Source organism: Streptomyces sp. NBC_00075 (assembly GCF_045041225.1).
Taxonomy (GTDB): domain Bacteria; phylum Actinomycetota; class Actinomycetes; order Streptomycetales; family Streptomycetaceae; genus Streptomyces; species Streptomyces adonidis.
This window is the reverse complement of the sequence record NZ_CP108243.1, coordinates 6,454,358-6,475,362: the sequence shown is the minus strand read 5'-3', so window position 1 is coordinate 6,475,362 and position 21,005 is coordinate 6,454,358. Positions and strand designations below refer to the sequence as shown.

21 protein-coding genes, 1 tRNA gene and 1 pseudogene are annotated in these 21,005 nt (G+C 70.1%); 11 read left to right on the top strand and 12 right to left on the bottom strand.

Annotated elements, in window-relative coordinates:
* Positions 1-12 precede the first annotated feature (12 nt).
* Complete coding sequence (locus OG787_RS28340) at positions 13-918, bottom strand: helix-turn-helix transcriptional regulator (protein WP_405536895.1); 906 nt, start codon at positions 916-918, stop codon at positions 13-15.
* A gap of 220 nt (positions 919-1,138) precedes the next feature.
* On the opposite strand from OG787_RS28340, the gene OG787_RS28335 reads away from it, so the two are divergent.
* From OG787_RS28335 to OG787_RS28310, 6 genes are all read left to right on the top strand, one after another.
* Positions 1,139-2,551, top strand: coding sequence for an MFS transporter (locus tag OG787_RS28335; protein ID WP_405536893.1), 1,413 nt, complete (start codon positions 1,139-1,141; stop codon positions 2,549-2,551).
* Positions 2,548-2,988: a DUF2255 family protein gene (locus OG787_RS28330; protein WP_405536891.1), complete on the top strand. Its 441-nt coding sequence runs from the start codon at positions 2,548-2,550 to the stop codon at positions 2,986-2,988. The genes OG787_RS28335 and OG787_RS28330 overlap by 4 nt, the downstream gene beginning before the upstream one ends.
* Positions 2,989-3,121: 133 nt before the next feature.
* Positions 3,122-4,717 carry a Na+/H+ antiporter gene (locus tag OG787_RS28325; protein ID WP_405536889.1) on the top strand — a complete coding sequence of 532 codons (1,596 nt, stop codon included), beginning with the start codon at positions 3,122-3,124 and terminating at the stop codon, positions 4,715-4,717.
* 45 nt (positions 4,718-4,762) lie between these two features.
* Entirely contained in the window at positions 4,763-5,146 is a 384-nt protein-coding gene (locus OG787_RS28320; RefSeq protein WP_405536887.1) for a nuclear transport factor 2 family protein, read from the top strand.
* Positions 5,147-5,401: 255 nt separating this feature from the next.
* Positions 5,402-6,598, top strand: coding sequence for an aldo/keto reductase (locus OG787_RS28315; protein WP_369034021.1), 1,197 nt, complete (start codon positions 5,402-5,404; stop codon positions 6,596-6,598).
* Positions 6,599-6,825: 227 nt separating this feature from the next.
* A tRNA-Arg gene (locus tag OG787_RS28310) sits at positions 6,826-6,898 on the top strand.
* Positions 6,899-6,984: 86 nt separating this feature from the next.
* Here the strand turns inward: OG787_RS28310 and OG787_RS28305 are convergent.
* The 5 genes from OG787_RS28305 to OG787_RS28285 all read right to left on the bottom strand — a co-directional run bounded on the left by OG787_RS28305 (position 6,985) and on the right by OG787_RS28285 (position 12,488).
* Positions 6,985-7,572, bottom strand: a complete 588-nt coding sequence (locus OG787_RS28305) for a hypothetical protein (RefSeq protein WP_369032354.1) — start codon at positions 7,570-7,572, stop codon at positions 6,985-6,987.
* Positions 7,573-7,934: 362 nt separating this feature from the next.
* The gene (locus OG787_RS28300; RefSeq protein WP_405536885.1) at positions 7,935-8,228 is read right to left on the bottom strand and encodes a hypothetical protein; all 294 of its coding nucleotides are present in this window, start codon (positions 8,226-8,228) and stop codon (positions 7,935-7,937) included.
* A 153-nt stretch (positions 8,229-8,381) separates the two neighbouring features.
* The gene (locus OG787_RS28295) at positions 8,382-9,566 is read right to left on the bottom strand and encodes a Clp protease N-terminal domain-containing protein (protein ID WP_405536883.1); all 1,185 of its coding nucleotides are present in this window, start codon (positions 9,564-9,566) and stop codon (positions 8,382-8,384) included.
* A 108-nt stretch (positions 9,567-9,674) separates the two neighbouring features.
* Positions 9,675-11,312, bottom strand: a complete 1,638-nt coding sequence (locus tag OG787_RS28290) for a cellulase family glycosylhydrolase (RefSeq protein WP_405540607.1) — start codon at positions 11,310-11,312, stop codon at positions 9,675-9,677.
* A gap of 198 nt (positions 11,313-11,510) precedes the next feature.
* Positions 11,511-12,488, bottom strand: a complete 978-nt coding sequence (locus OG787_RS28285; protein ID WP_369032351.1) for a helix-turn-helix domain-containing protein — start codon at positions 12,486-12,488, stop codon at positions 11,511-11,513.
* Positions 12,489-12,605: 117 nt separating this feature from the next.
* Here OG787_RS28285 and OG787_RS28280 point away from each other — a divergent pair, with 117 nt between their 5' ends.
* Complete coding sequence (locus OG787_RS28280; RefSeq protein ID WP_405540606.1) at positions 12,606-13,640, top strand: saccharopine dehydrogenase family protein; 1,035 nt, start codon at positions 12,606-12,608, stop codon at positions 13,638-13,640.
* Between the two features lie 7 nt (positions 13,641-13,647).
* On the opposite strand, the gene OG787_RS28275 is transcribed toward OG787_RS28280, so the two are convergent.
* Positions 13,648-15,069, bottom strand: coding sequence for an ATP-binding protein (locus OG787_RS28275; protein WP_405536881.1), 1,422 nt, complete (start codon positions 15,067-15,069; stop codon positions 13,648-13,650).
* A gap of 281 nt (positions 15,070-15,350) precedes the next feature.
* Between OG787_RS28275 and OG787_RS28270 the strand changes: the two genes are divergently transcribed.
* Positions 15,351-15,716 carry a beta/gamma crystallin domain-containing protein gene (locus OG787_RS28270; protein ID WP_369032349.1) on the top strand — a complete coding sequence of 122 codons (366 nt, stop codon included), beginning with the start codon at positions 15,351-15,353 and terminating at the stop codon, positions 15,714-15,716.
* Positions 15,717-15,831: 115 nt separating this feature from the next.
* On the opposite strand, the gene OG787_RS28265 is transcribed toward OG787_RS28270, so the two are convergent.
* Positions 15,832-16,257 carry a TIGR03668 family PPOX class F420-dependent oxidoreductase gene (locus OG787_RS28265; RefSeq protein WP_369032348.1) on the bottom strand — a complete coding sequence of 142 codons (426 nt, stop codon included), beginning with the start codon at positions 16,255-16,257 and terminating at the stop codon, positions 15,832-15,834.
* Between the two features lie 410 nt (positions 16,258-16,667).
* Between OG787_RS28265 and OG787_RS28260 the strand changes: the two genes are divergently transcribed.
* On the top strand, positions 16,668-16,931 hold the full coding sequence (locus OG787_RS28260; RefSeq protein WP_405536878.1) for a hypothetical protein: 264 nt from the start codon (positions 16,668-16,670) through the stop codon (positions 16,929-16,931).
* On the opposite strand, the gene OG787_RS28255 is transcribed toward OG787_RS28260, so the two are convergent.
* The 4 genes from OG787_RS28255 to OG787_RS28240 all read right to left on the bottom strand — a co-directional run bounded on the left by OG787_RS28255 (position 16,906) and on the right by OG787_RS28240 (position 19,455).
* Entirely contained in the window at positions 16,906-17,739 is an 834-nt protein-coding gene (locus OG787_RS28255; protein ID WP_405536876.1) for a phosphotransferase family protein, read from the bottom strand. The genes OG787_RS28260 and OG787_RS28255 overlap by 26 nt on opposite strands.
* Before the next feature lie 85 nt (positions 17,740-17,824).
* Positions 17,825-17,971 carry a hypothetical protein gene (locus tag OG787_RS28250; protein WP_405536874.1) on the bottom strand — a complete coding sequence of 49 codons (147 nt, stop codon included), beginning with the start codon at positions 17,969-17,971 and terminating at the stop codon, positions 17,825-17,827.
* Between the two features lie 12 nt (positions 17,972-17,983).
* The gene (locus OG787_RS28245) at positions 17,984-19,036 is read right to left on the bottom strand and encodes a radical SAM protein (RefSeq protein WP_405536872.1); all 1,053 of its coding nucleotides are present in this window, start codon (positions 19,034-19,036) and stop codon (positions 17,984-17,986) included.
* Positions 19,037-19,086: 50 nt separating this feature from the next.
* The gene (locus OG787_RS28240) at positions 19,087-19,455 is read right to left on the bottom strand and encodes an ATP-binding protein (RefSeq protein ID WP_405536870.1); all 369 of its coding nucleotides are present in this window, start codon (positions 19,453-19,455) and stop codon (positions 19,087-19,089) included.
* Here OG787_RS28240 and OG787_RS28235 point away from each other — a divergent pair.
* Positions 19,355-19,954: pseudogene (locus OG787_RS28235) on the top strand (helix-turn-helix transcriptional regulator); the annotation flags it as partial. The gene OG787_RS28240 and the pseudogene OG787_RS28235 overlap by 101 nt on opposite strands.
* Before the next feature lie 135 nt (positions 19,955-20,089).
* A complete protein-coding gene (locus tag OG787_RS28230; RefSeq protein WP_405540830.1) occupies positions 20,090-20,761 on the top strand; it encodes a hypothetical protein in 672 nt (223 codons plus the stop codon).
* Positions 20,762-21,005 lie beyond the last annotated feature (244 nt).

Sequence of the window (21,005 nt, the reverse complement as noted above, 5' to 3'; positions counted from 1 at the left end):
CTTCTACCCCTTCTACTTCTCGTACTCCTCCTTCTCGGCGGGCTTCGTGTCCGACCCGGTGGCGACCATGTCCAGCAGGACCATCTTGTCGTGGTCGGGGGTGCCGGGTTCGGCGTAGTGGGCGACCAGGCGGTGGCCGGGGAAGCCCTCCAGCTGCATGGACTGGTAGTCGAGGGTGAGGGTGCCGACGTCCGGGAGGTGGAAGGTCTTGCTGCCGTGGGTGTGCGCCCGTACGTCGTAGCGGTCCCAGAGTTGTACGAACTCCGGGCTCTCTGCGAGGAGTTCGTCGACGAGCCCGACGAGGTCGGGGGCGTCCGGGTCGGTGCCGGCCAGGGCGCGCAGGCGCCCCACGCACGCGCGGATCTGCTCGTCCCAGTGGTCGAAGACCGTACGGGCGCCGGGGTTGAGGAACACCCAGCGGGCGACGTTGCGTTTCTCGGCCGGCCACTGCTCCATGCCCACGAACAGCCGTAGCCCGCCCGGGTTCCAGGCGAGCAGGTCCATCGTGCGGCTGACCACGACCGCGGGGTGGGGCCGCAGGCTCTCCAACAGCAGGGTGACCCCGGGTCCCACCGACGAGGTGGGCGCCGTCGAGGGCTCGGAGGCGGCGGGGCGGGCGGCGCACACGGCGAGATCTCGCAGGTGCGCATGAGCGTGTGCGTCCAGCAGCAGGACCCGGGCGAGCGCGTCGACGACGGACGGGCTGGGGTGGGACTCCTTGCCGCGTTCCAGGCGCGTGTAGTAGTCGATGCTCACACCGGCGAGGGTGGCCAGCTCCTCACGGCGCAGCCCGGGCGTGCGCCGCAGGCCGGGGCCGGCCTTGAGACCGGCCTGCTCGGGAGTCACCCGGGCGCGGTGGGCGCGCAGGAAACGCCCCAGTTCAGTGCCGTCACTGCCGTTGCGCTGCTCACGTGCCATGCGGCCAGTGTGTCAGGGCGGCCAGGACGGATCCATGGGCTGGACCTGGGGGGACCTGTCACACCCCCGAACAGCGCTCCCCGGCACAACCCGGCCTGCCACGCGACGCGTCCGGCGCGCAGGCTGGACGGCGGTGGAAGAACTCGTTCCGTCACAGAGAACCGCCAGAGACCCCGTAGAGAACCCCTTTCGTCCCGTCTCGTCCTCAGGAGAAGCACCCGTGTCCAGTTCTGTCGCATCGGACAAGCCGTCGGCGTCGGCGTCGGCCGATACCGCCGCCAGGCGGCCCGGCACCGCGAACGGTGCCCGGTGGGCACTGGCGGCAGCGCTGCTCGGCTTCTTCGTGATGACGCTCGACGCCCTGATCGTCAACGTCGCGCTGCCCGAGATCGGGCGCGGCTTCGGCGGCGGTATGACGGGCCTGCAATGGGTGGTGGACGGCTACACGCTGATGTTCGCCGCGCTGCTGCTGTCGGCCGGGTCGGTGACCGACCGGATCGGTGCGCGGCAGGCGTTCGGGGCGGGGCTCGTGGTGTTCACCGTCGCCTCGGCGGCCTGCGGTCTCGCACCGGACCTGGGTGTGCTGGTCGTGGCGCGGCTGGTGCAGGGTGCGGGCGCCGCGGTGATCGTGCCGGCCTCGCTGGCGCTGATCCGCGAGGCGTTCCCCGACCCGGCCGGGCGTGCCCGGGCGATCTCGGTGTGGGCGATGGGCGGCTCGGTGGGCGCCGCGGCCGGGCCGGTGCTGGGCGGTGTGCTCAGTGAACTCAGCTGGCGGATGATCTTCTTCGTCAATCTGCCGGTGGGCGTGCTGGCGCTGTTCCTGCTCACCCGGACCGCGCGTTCGCCCCGCCAGGGCGACGCCCCGTTCGACTGGACCGGGCAGATCGCGGCGGTGGCGGCGATGGGCGGACTGACGTACGCGGCGATCGAGGCCGGCGACGTGGGCATGGGCGCGCCGCGCGTACTGCTCGCACTGGCGGTGGCCGTGGTCGCCGCGGTGGTCTTCCTGACCTCCCAGGCACGCGGCCGGAACCCGATGGTGCCGCTCGCTCTCCTGCGCGCCCGGACGATGGCGCTCTCGGCGACCATCGGCTTCGCGCTCAACGTCGGCTTCTACGGCATGATCTTCCTGCTCGGCCTGTACCTCCAGCAGGAACAGGACCTGTCGCCGATGGCCACCGGACTGGCGTTCCTGCCGATGACGCTGCTGACCGCGGTCGTCAGCCCGACGGCGGCCCGGCTCGCCGCGAGGTTCGGCGCGCGGATGCCGATCATCACCGGCCAGCTCCTCATGGCCGCCGGCCTGGTCGCGCTGTGCGTTCCGCCGGCGTCGGCGCCCGCCTGGCTGCTGGTCCTGCTGATGATCCCGGTCGGAACCGGCGGCGGCCTCGCCGTACCGGCGGTGACCTCGCTGCTCCTCGACCGTGTCCCCGCCGAGCGCGCCGGCACCGCGAGCGGTGTACTGAACGCGTCCCGCCAGCTCGGCGGCGCCCTGTCCGTGGCCGTCTTCGGCGCCCTGGTCTCCAACCACGCGCACTTCCTGCACGGGCTGCGCTCCAGCCTCCTGATCGCCGCGCTGCTCGTGGTCCTGACCGCGGTGGCCTCCGTACTCCTCAAGGAGAAGACCTCATGACCTCGACACCGGCGACACCTGCGACACCTGCGACACCTGCCTGGACGAGCCAGGAACTCGACAGCATCGGGCACGCGGAGGAACTGGAGATCGCGTCCCTGCGCCGCGACGGCGAGCTGGGCAGCCGGCGCACCATCTGGGTCGTGCGCATGGCCGACGGCATCTACGTCCGCTCCGTGAACGGCCCCGGCTCCGACTGGTACCGCGGCACCCGGGCCCGGCACGAGGGCCGTGTCGAGGCGGGCGGCGTCGAGAAGGACGTGACGTTCGAGGACGTAACCGTGGACGCGGACATGAACGGAGACGTCGGCAGCGGGATCAACGACGCGGTCGACGCCGCCTACCGCACCAAGTACGGCCGCTACTCCGCCGACACCATCCAGCGCATCACGAGCGCCACCGCGGGCTCGACGACCATGCGGCTCCTGCCGCGCTGACCCGCTGCCGGAGAAGACCGATGTTCCCCCTCAACGCCTGTGCGGCCACTTCGTCCGGCAGACCCCGCGTCCCGACCAGGGGTGCCCGCGGTCGGGTGGCCACGCGACCCCTGACCCCGCCGGGAGCCATGCCGTGATCGGTCTCGAACTCGTCGTGGTCCTCGGCGTGGCGGTGCTCCTCGGGAACGCCGCCGGTGACCGCTACCGCATCGCCCCGCCCGTCGTGCTGCTCGTCCTCGGCGCGCTGCTCGGCTTCGTGCCCGCGCTGCGCGAGGTGGAGCTGCCGCCGGAGGCGGTGCTGCTGATCTTCCTGCCGGTGCTGCTGTACTGGGAGAGCCTGACCACCTCCCTGCGGGGGATCCGGCAGGATCTGCGCGGCATCGTCCTGATGAGCACCGTACTTGTCATCGGCACCGCCGGAGCCGTGGCGACCGTGGCACACCAGCTGGGCCTGGCCTGGGGACCGGCCTGGGTGCTGGGCGCGGCCGTGGCCCCCACCGACGCGACCGCCGTCGGCGTCCTCGCCAAGGCACTCCCCCGCCGCAACGTCACCCTGCTGCGCGCCGAGAGCCTCATCAACGACGGCACCGCACTCGTCGTCTTCGGCCTGGCCGTCGGCATCACGGTCGGCGAGGAGCACCTCACCGTCCCGCACGTCACCGGGCTGTTCGCTCTCTCCTACATCGGCGGAGCGGCGGCCGGCGCCGTGATCGCCTGGCTGGTGATCAGAGCGCGGCGGGTCTTCGCCAACCCGCTCCTCGGCAACGTGGTCATGATCCTCACCCCCTTCACCGCCTATCTCCTCGCCGAGCTGATCCACGCCTCGGGCGTCCTCGCGGCCGTCGCGGCCGGGCTGATCATGAGCCAGGCCGGACCGCGCATGGCCGGCGCCGAGATGCGCCGCCAGGCGGAGGAGGCCTGGTCGCTGGCCACCTTCCTGCTCAACGGCTCCCTGTTCGTCCTCGTCGGCCTCCAGGCCCAGGCCGCCGTACGCGAGTTGCACGGCGACGACCTCACCAACGCCCTCATCGCCGTAGCGGCCGTCTCCGCAGTCGTCGTAGCCGCACGCTTCGCCTTCAACTTCACCGTCCCGTATCTGATCCGCCTGCTCGACCGGCGTCCACAGCAACGCCTGCGCCGGATGAACTACCGCGCCCGGGTGGTCACTTCGATCGCCGGCTTCCGGGGCGCGGTCTCCCTGGCCGTGGCCCTGTCGGTGCCCACGACCCTCAACTCCGGCGCGCCCTTCCCCGACCGTGACACCATCGTCTTCGTCACCTCCGGAGTCATCGTCACCACCCTGGTCGTACAGGGACTGCTGCTCCCGGCCGTGGTGCGCTGGGCCCGCCTGCCCCACGACACATCAATGGACGACGAACGCCTCCTCGCCGAGACCACCGCCACCGAGGAGGCCCTCAAGGCTCTCCCCACGCTCGCCGCCGACCTGGACACCGACCCGACGGTCACCGAGCGCATGCGCCAGGAGTACGAGACCCACCTGCTCGTCGTCCGCGCGGGCGGCGGCGAGACGGACACCTCCGACGAAGCGGCCGTCCTGCGCCACCACCGGCACTACACCGCCCTGCGCCTGGCCCTCCTCACCCACAAACGCGCCACCCTGGTCCGCCTCCGCGACGACCACGAGATCGACGACACCGTGCTGCGCCAGGTCCAGCGCCGGCTCGACATCGAAGAGGTACGGCTGTCCCGACGCCCGGTCGCCGAATGACCCCCGCCAGGGCCGCCGAATGGCCCCACCAGGAAAGGAGCCACCATGCCGGCATCCCCGGACGCGACCGCCCGCGACGAGGTTCTCACCGCCTACCGCGCGCACCTGCGGGCGATGACCGACGGAGACACCGACGCCCTCGACGACCTGCTCGACGACGGCTTCACCCTCACCCACATCACCGGCTACCAGCAGCCCAAGACCGAGTGGCTGTCCCAGATGCGAGCCGGCCGGTTCGTCTACCACGGCGTGACCGAGAAGAACGTCACCGTCGACGTGGACGGCGACTCGGCCCGCCTCGTCGGCCGCATCGTCACCGAGGCGACGGTCTACGGCACCCACGCCGACTGGCCGCTGCGATTCACGATGGATTACGCCCGGGACGGCGACACCTGGACCGCGCTGCGTTCCGTGGCAACGACCTGGTAGCGAACCCGCACACATGTGGGAGCACGGGTGCCTGAGGACCTGAGGACTTGGGGAATTGGGGACCTGAGGGCTTGAGGGGTACTGCCGTTACCCGGCACAGCACGCCCTCCCACCCCCACGGACACGCTGATTGACTCGGTCTCACCGCCCGGCGACATCCGAACCGCAGGACGCCAAGCGCCGGACGAGCGTGGGCGTCGACCGCGGTCACGGACGTGAGGCGCTCCCAGCAGACGACCACGAGGGATGTCACGCATGCACGAACAGGACAGCACGCAGAACGGCAACCCGACCGACCGCGGCCGTCGCGGCTTCCTGAGCGCGGCCGCACTCGCGGCGACCTCACTGGTGGCCGCGGCGGCCCCGGCGCAAGCGGCACCGTCCGCCACGGGCAGCAGCGCCCGCACACACAGTCGCAACCCCGTGACCGCGTCCGTCACACAGACCGGTCGCCGCAGGCTCGGCTCCCTGAAGGTCTCCGGCATCGGCCTCGGCACCCAGACCATGCCGGGCAACCTCTACGGCCCGGTCACCAGCCGCAAGGACATGGTCGCCCTCATCCGGACGGCGGTGGACCAGGGTGTGACGTTCTTCGACACGGCCGAGGCGTACGGGCCGTTCGAGTCGGAGCGGATCGTCGGCGAGGCCCTGCGGCCCGTCCGCGACAAGGTGGTGATCGCGACCAAGTTCGGCTGGGACATCGACCCGGTCACCGGGGCCCGCAACGGCCTCAACAGCCGCCCGGACCACATCCGCCGAGCCGTCGACGGCATGCTGAAGCGCCTGAGGACGGACCACATCGACCTGCTCTACCAGCACCGGGTCGACCCCACCGTCCCGATCGAGGACGTCGCGGACACGGTGAAGGACCTCGTCGCCCAGGGCAAGGTCCTGCACTGGGGCCTGTCCGAGCCGGGCCTGGGGACCGTCCGCCGGGCCCACGCGGTCCTCCCGCTCACCGCGATCCAGAACGAGTACTCCACCCTGTGGCGCGGCGCGGAACAGAACGTCCTGCCCCTCTGCGAGGAACTCGGCATCGGCTTCGTCTGCTGGGCACCGCTGGGCATGGGCTTCACGACCGGCGCGATGAGCCCTTACTTCCCCTTCACGGCCGACGACCGCCGCACCGCGTTCCCCCGCAACAGCCGGGACAACCTGGCCGCCAACATGCCCCTGGTCCAGCTGCTCCAGGAGTGGGCCGTACGCAAGGGCGCCACCCCCGCCCAGATCGACCTCGCCTGGCTGCTCGCCCAGAAGCCTTGGATCGTACCGATCCCCAGCACCACCCGCCTGTCCCACCTCCTGGAGAACATCGGCGCGGAGGAGGTCAGGTTCACCCCCGCCGAACTCCAGGAGTTCAACGCCGCCGTCGCGAGCATCACCATCCACGGCGACCGGCTCCCCCCGGCGGCCCTCGCCATGACGGGCGTCGAAGCACCGCCCCGCCGCTGAGCTCGACCGAGCGACCCAACAGGACAAGACGGGAGAGAACATCAACGTGCCGCCCCGACCCCGCACCCGTGCCCGCGGCCGGGACGGGGCGGCAGCAGCCCGCACCCCTCACCCGCTACACTGGCGCAGGTGCGTGGCCTCGGCCGTGCGCGGTACAACCCACCGGAATCACGTGTCTGGAATCGCAGGGTTCACCCCGATTTCCGGCGCATGTTCCTACAGACCCCGCCTTCGTAGCTCAGGGGATAGAGCACGGCTCTCCTAAAGCCGGTGTCGCAGGTTCGAATCCTGCCGAGGGCACAGGGAAAATCGCAGGTCAAGGGCCCTTCCGTCCAACAGACGGGAGGGCCCTTCGACTGCCGAGGGCCCGGGTGGTGCCGGGCCTGTCACTGACGGCTGATCGCGCGGGAGATTCCTGCCGTGACCGTCGTGGCCAGGATCCAGCCCGCCGCGATCAGCGTGTAGGCCACCCATTGGCCGGTGTCCCGGGGTGCGAAGGCGGCCTCCCGGCCGAAGGTGATGATCGGGACCAGCAGGTCGAGGGTGCAGAAGACGGCGTTGAACCGCGGTGCCTTGCCCGCTTCGAGCGGGGCCGGGGGATGCGGGCCGGAGTACAGCGCGCCACAGACGAGCAGGGCCAGCAGCCTGAGGCCTGCGTGGAGGGGGCGGTAGCCGTAGCCGACGGCCGCGTCCTGGACGTACCCCAGACGCGGACGTGCGGGGCGAGGGTCGTGCGGCGGTGGCGCTGTCTGGCGAGCAGTACCGTGCGCGCTTCGTCCTCGTGCTTCGGTTTCCGGTAGGCCGCGGCCAGTTGCTCGTACGGCTGGGGCAGGTAGCCGCCGCCGGTGCGTCTGATCCAGCGGACTCTCTCGGCTGCCGGGAGGGGTTCGCGAGGGCGTCGTACGTCGTCTCGGCCAGGCGGAGGTCGGCCGGCCAGGTGTCCGGGGCGTCGTACAGCGTGCCCAGGTGGGCATTTGCGTGCGTCGACCGTGCCGTCGATCGGCAGCCGGGTGCCCAGGTCGGTCTCCCGGGCCTGGGTACGCGCGCAGGGACAGGGCGGTGCCCTCGGGGTGGGTGAGTGTGGCGTGCCGTCGAGTTTCATGCCGCCCTCGGCCGTCAGGCCACCGCCGAGGTCGATGTTGCGGTTGACCGTGACATCGATCGCCTCCAGGGCGATGGCACCGGCATTGCTCAGCCGGGCGCCGCAGAAACCGAGGCCCGCTCCGACCGTGGCGCCGGAGACGGTGATCCGGCCCTCGGCGCTGAACCCCGGGTGGAAGGTGAAGTCCTCGGTGATCCGGACGTGGTAGGCGTCCAGGGCGTGACCGCCGGGATTTCACAGCGCGGCGCCTTCGAGGTCGAACTCGCCGTCCATGGATGCCCCGGAGAGACGGAACCCGCCGTCGACGGTCAGGTTGGTACACAGCGCGTCGCCGTCCACCGTGGCGTGGACGGCGGATACCGCCTCGCCGCCGGGAGCGGTGACCGTCGTGTCACGCAGGTCCAGGTCGCCGTTGAGCTGGGCGCGGGTGAGGACGAGCGGCCCGGTCAACCGGCAGCGGGAGAGCGCCAGTCGGGCGTCGATCTGGGCCGCGTCGGCGACCAGGCCCGGCAGGCCGCAGCCGGTCATCTTCTTCCGCCCGCGCCGACGCCGGAGCGTCCCGGACGTCGACGGTGCGTCCTTGCGGGAAGGAGTCCCACAACTGCCGTTCGGGAGCGTTGAGTTCGTCGAGGCGCGTGATCGACGATCATCCTGGCAGGGCTACGTGCCGGACAAGTGCTTTCAGGCGTCCCGCACAGCCAGCGCGTCGACCAGTTGCCGGGCGCGTGTCTCCTCGCTCAGGAGGAGCTCGACCAGCGGGCCCGTGCCCGGGTCGACCGGTGATTCGCCGCCGGAGTCGGCCGTACTCACCGCGCTCGGGCCCGCGGCCTCTTCGAGGTACAGCTCGACAGGGCGGGCGTCGGCCGTCAGAAGGACGCGATCGCCGGTCAGCGCACTGTGCACCGAGGCGTAGTCGATGCCCAGGCCGGCCAGCCGCTCGCCGCCCGCGTACCGGGTGTCGGGAGCGGGAGCGTTCTCCCCCGCCAGATGCGGGTACCGGAGCGCGACCTCGTGGGTGGCGAGGATCGCCAGCAGGGCGTGTTCGGTACCCACCGTGCGGTTGCCTAGGCGGTGGGCCTGCTCGTAGGTCTCCATCCCGGTCCACCAGGCGGGCTTGGACGCCAGGTTGATCCCGGCGCTCTTGACCAGCCAGCGCTTCCAGAAGGGCAGATGACGGTACTGGTCACGGCCGAGAAGTACGTCGCGGGTGGCGTGCAGCAGGGGGCTGAGGCCGTCCTCCTGACCACGGGTGCCGCCAGTGCCGCTGTCGAGGCGGTCCCGTACGGCTTGCGGTGAGATCCCGCAGACGCCCAGCAACTCGACCGCGCGGTTGCCCTCCGCCGGGCTGTCCTCCACATTGCGGTCCTCCGTACTGCTGTCCTCCCCCAGCAACGTCCGCAGCAGATGGACCGCGCCGAACTTCGACGCGCCTTCCCGTCGTGCCTGACCCATCGCCGCCGTCAACGCCCCGGCCGCGGCGCCCGTGAAGCGGTCGCGCCGGCCCCCGTCCTCCCCCAGCACGTCCTGCGCGGCGACACTTCCCTCGGCGTCGTCGGCACCGCGCCACGCGTCGTCCCGGCCCATCCGGTCCCGTATCACCGCCAACAGCGCGGTCTGGGTGGCCCCTTCGGCGGCGAGTGCTTCGCGCGCGGGCCCTTTGGTCGTGGTGATGGCGGCGAGAAGGTGCTCGGTGCCGATGGCCGCGCCGTCGGTCGCGAGCGCGCCGCCCCGAGCGGCCCCCAGGATGCCCACGGTCTTCCAGTCGGGCTCGATGAGTGCTTCCACGATCGCTTCCATGCTGCCTTCCCGCTTCTTGCCGGTCATGACGTCCAGCCTCCCCGACGGCGGGTGGGATTCGCGTCGCACCAGGGGCGGATCTCCTTCTCCATCTGTGGATAGGGAACGGGCTCGAGTGACGGAGTGCGAGGGCGGCGTCCCGACCACGGAACGCCGCCCTCGTGTCGCTGACGCGGATCAACTGGTCGTGCAGGCAGTGCCGTTGACCGTGAAGGCGGTCGGCGCCGCGTTGGTCGTCCCCTTCACCCCGATGAAGCCGACGGTGACCGAACCCGCCGCCGGGATCGTGGCTGTGTAGGAGGCGGGTACGACGCTCACGGCGGCGCCCGTCTGGGTGGGCGTGCCGCCCCACATGTTGCTGATGGTCTGGCCGTTGGCGAAGGAGAAGCCCAGGGTCCAGTTGGTGAGGGCGGTGGTGCCCGAGTTGCGGAGGGTGATGTCGCCCTGGAAACCGCCCGGCCACTCGCCGACCACCCGGTAGGCGACCGAGCAGCTGACTCCGGGGGTGCCGCCGCCCTGGGACGTGGTGACGTTCACCGTCGCCGAGCGGGGCGAGCGGTTGCCGGCCGCGTCACGGGCGTACACGGCGAAGGTGTACGCCGTGGCCGCGGTGAGGCCGGTGACCGTGACGGTGCTGGTGGTGGAGGCGGCGACCGTGGTCTCCGTACCGCCGCTGCCCACCCGTACGACGTCGTAGCCGACGACGCCGACGTTGTCCGTCGAGGCGGTCCAGGTCAGGGTGGTCGAGGTGGCGGTGGTCGCGGAGGCGGCCGGGGTGCCGGGGGCGGTCGGAGCCTGAGTGTCGGTGCCCGTGCCGCCGCCGTAGATCGTGGCCTCCTTGGACGTCTGGGCGATGCCGTTGGCGCCGTTGAAGATGCGCTGACCCCAGGAGCTGAGCTGCGTCGGGTCGAAGCCGATCGACAGGTCGAGGATCGGGTCCGTGTTGCCGCTCCAGGACCAGGCCAGGTAGCCGAGGTCGAGTTGCTCGGCCGTGGCCATCATGGTGTCCTCGTCCGGGTCGCCCCACTGGTCGGCGGGGCCGCCGAACTCACCTATCAGGATGGGGAGTTCGGCGGTGACGAAGGCGTTGAGATAGTCGGTGATCTCGGCCGCCGTGTCGAAGACGCTGTACATGTGGATCGAGAAGATCAGGTTGCCGGTGGTGTCGGCGTCGTACACGGACTGGGCGTTGGCGCGCATGACGCCCTGCCAGTCCTGGCCCCAGTTGGGCGCGTCCACCATGATCGTGTGCTCGAATCCGGCGGCACGGAGTTTCTGCACGGCGGCGATGGTGGGGGCGGTCCAGCCCGCCGGATCGGTGTTGCCCCAGGGCTCGTTGCCGATGTTGATGATGACGTAGTTCTCCTGGCCCGCGAGCACGCTCTTGAGGCCGATCCAGTAGTCGGCCGCCTGGTCGAGCGTGCCGGCGGCGGCGTCCTCGCCGTAGCCGGTGGTGTCGTGCACCTCCAGTACGCAGATCAGCCGGTTGGCCTTGCACTGGGCGACGACGGCGGCCACGTCGGCGGCGGTGTTCGCGGTCCAGCGGTGACCGTCGGCGAGGACGACGCGGACGGCGTTGGCGCCCAACGCCTTGACGTCCCTGAGGGATTGGGTCTGGTTCGGGTACCAGGTGTGGGCGTGGTTGACGCCCCGCATCACGAAATCGTTGCCGTTCCCTTCGAGGAGACGGCCGTTGGAGATGTGGATGCCGGTGGCCTGGGTGGTGGGGGGCGGCTCGGCCACCTCATGTGCCTGCGCCTGGGCGGGAGTTGGGGCGAGCGCCAGAAGACCGAGGAGGGTGACCAGCGCGGTCAGCAGGACGACTAAGGGGCTCTTTCGCGTAGTGCTTCTCGTAGTGCTTCTCGTGGTGCTTCTCGTGGTGCTTCTCGTGGTGCTTCTCGTTGTTCTCACTGCGACTCCAGAAAGTGAGCGCCAAGAAACTTCAGCATCAGCGGAAACGTGGGAGCGCTCCCATAAACCCACTGCGACAGGGACACGTCAAGGTGTTGGGCATCATCCGACAGCGGATCGCGAGCTGCGGAACGTACGGCGATACGTGTCCGGGGGCACCCCGATCGTGCGGTTGAAGTGGCGGCGCAGGGTGGTGGCGGTGCCCATGCCGACGGCCTCGGCGATGGCGTCGACGCTGTCGCCGGTGGCCTCCAGCAGTTCTTGTGCGCGCCGGATGCGCTGGGTCAGCAGCCACTGGAGTGGGGTGGTGCCGGTGATCGTGCGGAAGTGGCGGCCGAGGTTGCGCGAACTCATGTTCGCCCGGCGGGCCAGGTCCTCCACGGTCAGCGGGCGGTCGAGGCGTTCGATCGCCCAGGGGAACAGTTCGGCGAGCGGATGGTCGTCCCGCGCGGGCACCGGCGCGGTGACGAACTGCGCCTGTCCGCCTGCCCGGTGCGGGGGTACGACGAGGCGGCGGGCGACAGTGTTGGCGATCGCCGAGCCGTGGTCGAGGCGTACGAGGTGCAGGCACAGGTCCATCGAGGCCGCCTTGCCGGCGGAGGTGAGGACGCTGCCGTTGTCGACGTACAGCACGTCCGGATCGACCTCGACGAGGGGATGGCGGGCGGCGAGGACGTCGGTGTGCGCCCAGTGCGTGGTCGCGCGCCGCCCGTCCAGCAGTCCGGCGGCGGCCAGCACGAACGCCCCCGTGCACAGGGAGGCGACCCGCGCCCCCGCGTCATGGGCGGCACGCACCGCGCCGACCAGTTCGGCGGGCGGCGCCTGATCGACGTCCGCCCAGCCGGGGACGATCACCGTGTCGGCGTACGGGAGTCGGTCGAGGCCGGCGTCGGGTTCCAGGAGGAACCGGCCGGCGCGGATCGGGGCGGGGCCGCACAGGGCGACTTCGTACCAGGGGGCGGTCACGTGGGAGAGGTCGGAGCCGAACACCTCGTAGGCGATGGCGAGTTCGAAGTGGAGCATGCCGTCGGTGAGGGCGAGCGCGACAGTGCTCGTACTCGTACTCGTACTCGTTTCCATGTCCGGAACTGTACGGGGTGTGTCGTTCCGGACACTCGTGTGGGTGGGGCGTCGCGGCCAGGATGGCGACTGGCAACGGTTCGTGAAGCGCGACGGGGAGAAGACATGGGACCGGTAATGGGGTCGGGGCGGACAGTCGTGGTGTTCGGTGCGTACGGGCACACCGGGCGCTTCGTGGTGGCGGAGCTGCTGGTACGGGGGTACGTCCCGATCGTCTCCGGGCGCGACCCGGAGCAGCTGCGGGCGCTGGCCGCGTCGTACGACCCGGGGCTCGACGCCCGCCCGGCCTCGGTCGACGACCCGGCGGCGCTGGACCGCGCGCTGGCCGGTGCCGCCGCCGTGATCAACTGCGCCGGGCCCTTCGCCGTGACGGCCGCGCCGGTGATCGAGGCGGCGCTGCGGGCCGGGATCCCGTATGTGGACGTGGCGGCCGAGATCGAGGCCAACCTCGACACGTTCACGTACTTCGCGGAGCGTGCCCGGGCCGCGAACGCCGTCGTGATCCCGGCGATGGCCTTCTTCGGCGGCATCGGCGACCTGCTGGTCACCGCGGCGATGGGTGACTGGACGTCGGCCGACGAGGCGCACATCGCGTACGGCCTGAGCAGTTGGCACCCCACGGCCGGTACACGCACCGCGGGCGCCGTCTCCCGCGACCGCAGGAACGGCCGCCGGGTCCGCTACAGCGGAGGGCGGCTGGAGTACCACGACGACGCGCTGCCGACCCTGAAGTGGCCCTTCCCGGAGCCGATGGGGACCCGGGAGGTGATCGGCGAGTTCTCGATGGCGGATGTCGTCACCGTCCCGAGCCACCTCGACGTACCCGAGGTGCGCAGTTACATGGCGGCCGAGGCGGCGAGGGACCTGACGTCGACCGACACCCCGACACCGGTCGCGGTCGACGAGGACGGACGGTCCGCACAGACGTTCGTCGTCGATGTCGTCGTACGGGCTGGTGGGGTGGAACGGCGGGCGGTGGCTCGGGGGCGGGACATCTACGCGGTGAGCGCGCCGTTGGCCGTGGAGGCGGTGGGGTGGGTGTTGGCGGGGCGGGGTCGGGGCGTGGGGGTTGTGTCGGCGGGGGCGGTGTTCGACGCGGCGGATTTCCTTGGCGCTCTGTCGGCGCACATCTCGCTCGAAGTGTTTCGGTAGGCGCCCGTCAACTCGTGCGCCAGGCGCCGAGGAGTTCCTCGGGACCGTACGCCGCCTGGAGCCCGGTACAACTGACCCCATTGCGGGAGACCGCGACCAGCGGTACCGGCTCGTCGGTGATCGCCGCGCGATGCTTCTGGAGCGCGGCCAGGTCGTGGCTGTCGAACGCGGAGTTCTCCAGCCACTTGACCGAGCCGAGGAAGAGCAACTGCCGGACAACCGGCTGCCGGTCGGCGCCCACGAGGTCGATCTCGACGTCGTTGCTGCGGGTCCAGTACCCGCCGATCGCCGGTACGGCGGGCAGGGCGCCGTCCGGCAGAAGGCGTGCGAGTGACTCCCGGACCAAGGGCTCGACCGCGCGGCCCCGCCAGCTCGTCCAGCGTTCCCTGATCCGGCCCAGGGTGAGGTCCCCTCGCCCCCGTTCGATCTCCGCCATGTGCGGGTCCAGGAACGCGAGCCAGAACCGCAGGTAGGGGTCGGCGACCCGGTAGCGGCGTTCCTTCGACGGCCGTAGGGAGAGGGGCAGTTCGGCAGCCACGATCCCTTTCCCGGTCAGGAGATCGGTGGCACGGGTGAGCGTGGTGTGGGAGATGCCGCCGGCGGCGCGCGCGATGTTGGTGAAGGTCCGCTCGCCGGTGCCGATGGCCCGTAGGACTTCCCCGCTCATCGCCTGCGGGGGAAACTCCGCGGCCAGCGAGCGCTCGGCGGAGACCAGCAGCGCCGAGATGGGATTGTCGAGCGAGTCACGGAGGAAGTCCCACACGTCCGCCCCGGGCCGCCACTCCGCGCAGATCAGCGGGAGGCCGCCCGTGATCAGGGCGGCGTCGAAGGTGGCCGCCGGTTCCAGGTCGAGCATCTCGCCGATGTCGGCGGGGTTGAGCGGGCCCACGACCATCTCCCGCCCGCGCTGGTGGAAGGGGCGGTTGTAGCTGTTCAGCGCCTCCATCATGGACAGGTCGGACCCGACGAGGAGGAGGAGTACGGGTTTGCGGCTGAGCAGGCGGTCCCACGCCCGCTGCAACATGCCCTCGAAGGCGTCGATGCGGTCCATGAGATACGGGACCTCGTCGATGACGACCACGCTCGGACGGTCGTCGGGCAGGACCTCGGCGAGGAGCCTGAGGGCCGCGTTCCACTGCGTGGGGGCCTCCTCGGAGAACAGTTCCCGGCCGGGGAGCGTGGACCGGGCGACGGCGTCGAGCAACTCCGTCAGCTCACCCTCCGCCGTACCGCCGGCCGCGGTGAAGAAGAGATACGGGGTCTCGGTACGCCGGAGGAACTCCTCGACGAGGCTGGACTTGCCTACTCGGCGCCTGCCTCGCATGAGGATGCACTGGCCGGGTCTGGGCGACCCGACAGCTTCACCGACCCCTTGCAGGGCATCGCGGAGGACGGTCAGCTCGCGGTCCCTGCCGATGAAGCGGCGCATGAGAAGACTCCCGTAGACAATGGTATCGGTAGCGATACTATCGCCGTCGATACCATCTTGCCCGCGGTCCTGCGCAGAAGCGGCTCCTCAAGGAGGCCGTGCCCCGGGCAGCCGCCGATGGCCCGCCAGGCAGACCTCCCGTTTCTTCGGGCAGCTCCGCCTCCTCGCGCTGGTCAGCGACCGGGCCGGCGGAAGAAGATCGCCTCAACGGAGTGGCACGTGAGGCGAGTTCGGCCCAAAGGGTCGCTCCGCCCCTGCTCCTGGAAGGTGGACAACCCCCCATGAAGCAAATCGCCAAGCAGGCGGTCCTGGCCGCGCTCACGTCCGTCGCGGTGACGGCCTCGCTCACCGTCGGCGCGACGAGCGCGTTCGCGATCAACGAGGGCACGTGCAGCAGGACCGACTTCTTACAGATCACCATCCACCGACCCGGCGAGAACTCGCAGATGCGGTGCTACGCCAACGCCGGAGAGGCCGACCTGATCTCCACGAACTGGTGGGTCACCCGGATCTCGACGGGCAACAACCGCGTCCAGTGGCTCGGGGACGGAAGCTGGCAGCCCGCGTCCGGGATCAACAAGTGGACCGTCATGACCTGGCCGAACCACCCCGGCGGGGTCAGCATCAACAAGGTCAGGATCCTCTGAAGCACCGGCTGACCGGCTGTACGGCTGTACGGGACGGCGGTCCTGGCGATCGCCGTCTCCGGCCGACATGGCCATGGCAAGGCCACGGCAAGGCTATGGCACGGCCACGGCACGGCTATGAGAAAGCCCAGCCGCTCCACTGTCCGACCCGAACGGCGACCACGGGGCCCTGGGGAGGAGAATCCCCGTACTGGCCATACCGGTCGTACTTCCCGCGCAGCAGTTCCACCGCGTGGAGCCGCTCCTCGCCGTCCTCCAGGACTTCCCCTCGCCCGTCGGCACGCGCCCACCACAGCCGTGACCAGTCCTCGTCATAGTGGTCGACCAGCACCGTCACCGACGGGTTCTCCCTGATGTTGCGCAACCTCCGCAGGTCCCACGTGGCTTTGGGCTTGTGGTCGACGGCGAAGTACAGGCTGTCGTCCAGGACGACGAAGGTCACGGGCACCGCGTGGGGTACCCCGTGGCGGTCGGCCGTCGCCAGCCGGGCGACGGGCGACGCGATGAAGCGTTCCCGGGCAACTGGCGGCGAGAGTTTCATCGTCCCACCGTAGTCACGCGGATCTCCGTACTCCCGCCGTCAAGAGGCCGAGTCCGGCACGACCGGCTGCACGGGGTTGACGGTCGAGAGCTGGAGAACTCCGGTACGCGACCCGGGTCGGTGACCGAGCGCTCCTGGCGTACCGCTCTCCTCGCGACGATCACCGCGAAGCTCGGAGGCGACGGCCCCGCACGCGGTCACCGCCGACCAAGTCGCGTGCATGTCCGAGGTGTTGGCCTCAGTGCTCTCTTGCTCCCGCGACGGTGAGGCGGCTCATCGGGCGAAAACGCGTCGGGAGCGCCCGCAGGCCCCCTCCCCACTCTCTCGACGTGCGGGCAGGCGCCCGCCGGGCCATCGTGGGCGTAGGGACGAGACACTCCTCGCCGCCACCTCCACCTCGGGAGGGCAAGATGCAGCAGTACGACCTGACAGGCGCCCAGAAGAAGGCCTTCGAAGAGAACGAGGCCGACTTCCGCAAATTCGACGACCGACTACGCGGCATACGGGAAACCGCCCGAGCGCGACTGACTCACAGCGGCTGGGAGCCCGACCCCAACGGCGACATCCACTGTCTGTCCTGCCCGTGCCCCAGCTTCCAACACGGCGGCCCACAGGCAAAGTGCAAACGAGTCAGCTGCCGGCACCCCTTCATCGACCACGACCTGCCTGAATGAAAGCTGCCGAGCGGTGGGCGGCCCATGACTTGGCGGCCGTGTGGACGCTGTGGGTCCAGGGGTTGGGCGACTCCTCGGCGATCTCTCTCCAGACGCTTTCGTTGGCCGCCGCGAACGCGTTCAGCCCGACCTCGGGGGTCTCGCGGAAGGCAGGGATACGGGAAGCCCATCGTTCAGCGCTCTGGGGGGTGTGGCCGCCCTCGGCGATCAGCCAGACGACCCAGTACCCGGCGTCCAGCCACGGAGCACCTCGGGTGGCCCACGCCCAGTCGACGAGCCACGCATGCCCCTGGCCGACCAGGACGTTGGCGGGGTTCGGGTCGGTGTGGCAGAGGACGTCTCCGGTGAAGTGCGCGAGAGCTGCGGCAGGCGCGTGCTCACGCAACCGGTGTCCAGCCTCCTTGAGTTCCACGCCGCCCGGTGCGCGCAGCCCCGACAGCCGTTCCAGAGTCGCGGCGACGAGCGGGAGATCGTCCGAGCCCGGCGTGTAGTCGGCATGGCCGCCGTCGAGTGCGTCGAAGGCGACGAGGTCCCATCCGCCGGCCTGGAGGTGCCACCGCACTCGTGGAGAAATACCACTCACGTACGTTCCGACGACCGCCTCTCGCTGCTGCGTCCACACGCGGGGGTGGTCCACAGGCAGCCCCTTGACATACAACTCGCCCTGCTCGGTCGTCAGTCGTGCGGAGACGGCGGAGTTGAAGCCGGACGGCACGGTTTCGGCGCTCAAGAGCGGGCCCGTGCGGGCGAGTACGGAGCCCTGGACATCGTCGGGGAGGTCGGCGAAGTCGATGCGTTCGGTCGGCATGGGTGCACTTTTGCAGAGACAGGCAGGGGTAGGGGTGGCCCCGCACAGCGCGACGCGACGCCTGCGTAGGGCCACCAGGGCGTTGTTACTGGTACGGGTTGTCGTCGCCGCAGCCGGGGATGGCGCCCACGGTCAGTTCCTCGATGTCCTCGACAACCACCAGGCCCACCAGGTCCACGGGTTGGGCCCTCTTGGCGGGCGGGGGTGCGATTTCGACAGCGACAGCGGTCATGCCGGTGCTCCTTCACGATGTTGGCAGTAGTTCTCCAGTGGTGCCTTCGCGATCTGGTACGCCTTCGCCAGCGGGCGGCAGACCCGGCAGGTGCCGGAGAGCTTGCAGTCCGAGCAGCCCGGCGACGCCTGTCGTCATGAGGTCGATGGGGTTCTCGCGGCCGATCTTGCACATCGTCGCGAGCCCGAACGGGCCTACGTGGAAAAAGGTGTGGCCGGCGGGGCACCCCTGAAAAACGGTATTTCCGCCGAGGAAACACGGGGACTGCGCGGCGAGCGGGTCCGGCTGCCCGTCATAGGTGGGGGAGATCGACCCGTACTCGCTGAACTGATCCGCGTACTCCCGCGCGATCCCGCGCATGGCGTCAGCCTCGTGTTCGTTGTGCTTGGTGATGATCAGCGTGATCTCGACGGGGAGACCCGCCGCCCGAGCCGCTTCAAGTCCCTTCATGACGAGCCGGAACGAGCCCCTCGTGCGAGTGAGGGAATCCGCGGCCTCCTCACTCGCCCCGTACAAGCTCACGGTGACCTTGTGCGGGCGCATCCGCATCAGTGTGCCGAGCACGTCGTCGCGGTGCAGCCGACTGCCGTTGGTCAGGATCTCCAGCAGCATCCCGCGCTCGTACGCGTACGCGTAGGCCTCAAGGAGGTCGCGGTCGATCGTCGGCTCCCCGCCAGTGAACTGAAGCCACAGGACTCCGGCTTCGCAGAACATGTCGATGAGCCGTGCCTTTTCCGACCACGGCAGCCCTTCGAACGTGCGCTGCGCGAGATAGCACATGGCACAGTTGAAATTGCACCCCTTGTTCAACTCCCACGTTGCCCGCGAGTAGTTCAGCCGCGTACGTGCGCGAACGACGACAGTCCCGTGCACAGGCCGCCCCGCCAGGTCCAAGGCCCAGGTCTTGCGGGCGGCGTCGACCAGCCACTCGGGGACCAGCGCATCGGCGGCGTCGGCGGCGGCCAGTTCGTCGTACCGGGCGGCCCGGAGCTGGACACCGCGCCGTGCACCTGGTCGTGCCACGAGGTACGTGTGCTGCTGTGGACCGGCGATCAACGTGTGCATGTGCGTTCGTCCCTTCGTGGTGGTTGGCGCCGGGAGTCGGTCGGGGACCCTCATTCCTCGCCGACCTCGACGACCAGCTCGGCCCAGACCGTCTTGCCCCAGCGGTGCAGGTCGTAGCCCCAGCGGTCACCCATGGCTTCGACCAGGAACAGGCCTCGGCCGCCCTCCCGGCTGCCTTCGCCTCCGCCGATCTCCGGAAGACGGCGGGATTTGTCGGTGACGCCGATCCGTACGCGGTCGACGGCAATGCGCCGGACGGAGACGCGGATGAGGCGACAAGCGGTGTGCTGGACCGAGTTGCCTACCAGCTCGGAAACCATGAGCGTGCCCGCGTCCGCCAACTCCTCCAGGTCCCAGGTATGGAGTGCCGCCGAGACAAGGAGACGGGCGCGGCGGGCGGTCAGGGGCTCGCAGGGCATGGTCTCGCTGTATCCGGGTGGCCCTGTCGGGGCGGGTCGTACGGAGGTCATGGTCATGATGCCCCGCCCAGCGGCGGGTACTGGAGAGTGCCGTTCTGCGGCCTGGGAGGAATCTGAGCGACGGTCATGTGGGGGTCCAGTGGCTCGGAAGGGCAGCGGCAGACCTGCGGGACACAGGGGTGATCACAGCAAGCCCGCCGCCGGGGAAGCCGCCGAGAGCAGGGAGCCTGCGGATGGCACTCGGCGTCTGTCACCAGTCAACGACGGCGCGTTACCGTCTCCCAGAGCGGGTGCCGAGCAACACCTGGGCGTTTTCCAGGCGTTGAACCGTCAGACCTCAGAAAGCGCTGCGTGGGAGGGGAACATCATCGCGATGGGCAGGCGTGAAGCGCTGGCGGAGCAAAGATCGAGCTGCGGCCATTCTCAGGAGGAGATGGCCGAGCAGCTCGGCGTCGCCACGTCCACCGTGGTGCGCTGGGAAGCGGGGACATCGACACCACGTCCTTACCAGCGTCCCCGGATTGCACAGTTCCTCCAGCTGAACCTCGCCGAACTGAACGTTCTCCTCAACCCCGCCCCTGCCCCGAAGACGTCGTGTACGGCCCCCGATCCTCTCCTAACCACAAGTGACGACATGAGACGCCGCGACGTACTGACACTGCTCGCCGTGGCGGGCGCACAGATAGCTCTGCCGGGCGCGGAGTTCTCACCGCACGGGCGGATGGCCGCCACGGTCACCGAGTTCGGCGGGGAGCTGAACCGCAGCCTCTGGCAGGTCTACGCCTTCTCGGACTCCAAACGCGCCGTCTTTCCGGCCGTCCGGCATCAGCTCGATGTCCTGGTCCGGAGCCTCGACGACGTTCGCGGTCCCTCGGAGCGACAGCAGGTCTGCACGCTGATCGCGGACATCTACCAGCTCGCCGGCGAAGTGCTTTTCGACGCGCGCGAGTACACCGCCGCCGCGCACTGCTACGCGCTCGCGGCCAACGCAGCCCAAACAGCCGGGGATTACGACCTCTGGGCCTGCGCCATGACTCGGCACGCCTACGTCGAGCTGTACACCCAGCGGGGCGACAGCGCCCTGTCGACGCGATACTGGGTAGCCGCTGTGCAGGCCGAGGCATATGCCTCTCTGGGAGACACCGACTCGTGCATGCGCGCCCTGGACGAGGCCGAGCGAGTACAGACGCTGTCCGGCCAGGTCCACAACGGCGGTTGGCTTCGGTTCGACGGCTCCCGGCTCGCCGAGGAACGCGGCGCCTGCTACCTACAGTCGGACGCCCCGACCTCGCCGAAGAGGCCCTGACGACCGCCCTGGCCCAGGATCTGAGCCTGCGGCGACGCGGCGCCGTCCTCGTCGACCTGGCGGCACTGGGCATCCACCAGGGCGACGTCGATCAGGCGCTCCACTACGCGGACGCCGCCCTGCTCCTCGCCGACCAGACCCACTCGGGGTACATCGGCGCGAAACTCAGTGGCCTCCGGCCGCGCCTTGCCACTCTGGCCTCGAATACCCGAGTCTCAGACCTGGACCATCGGATCGCGGCACT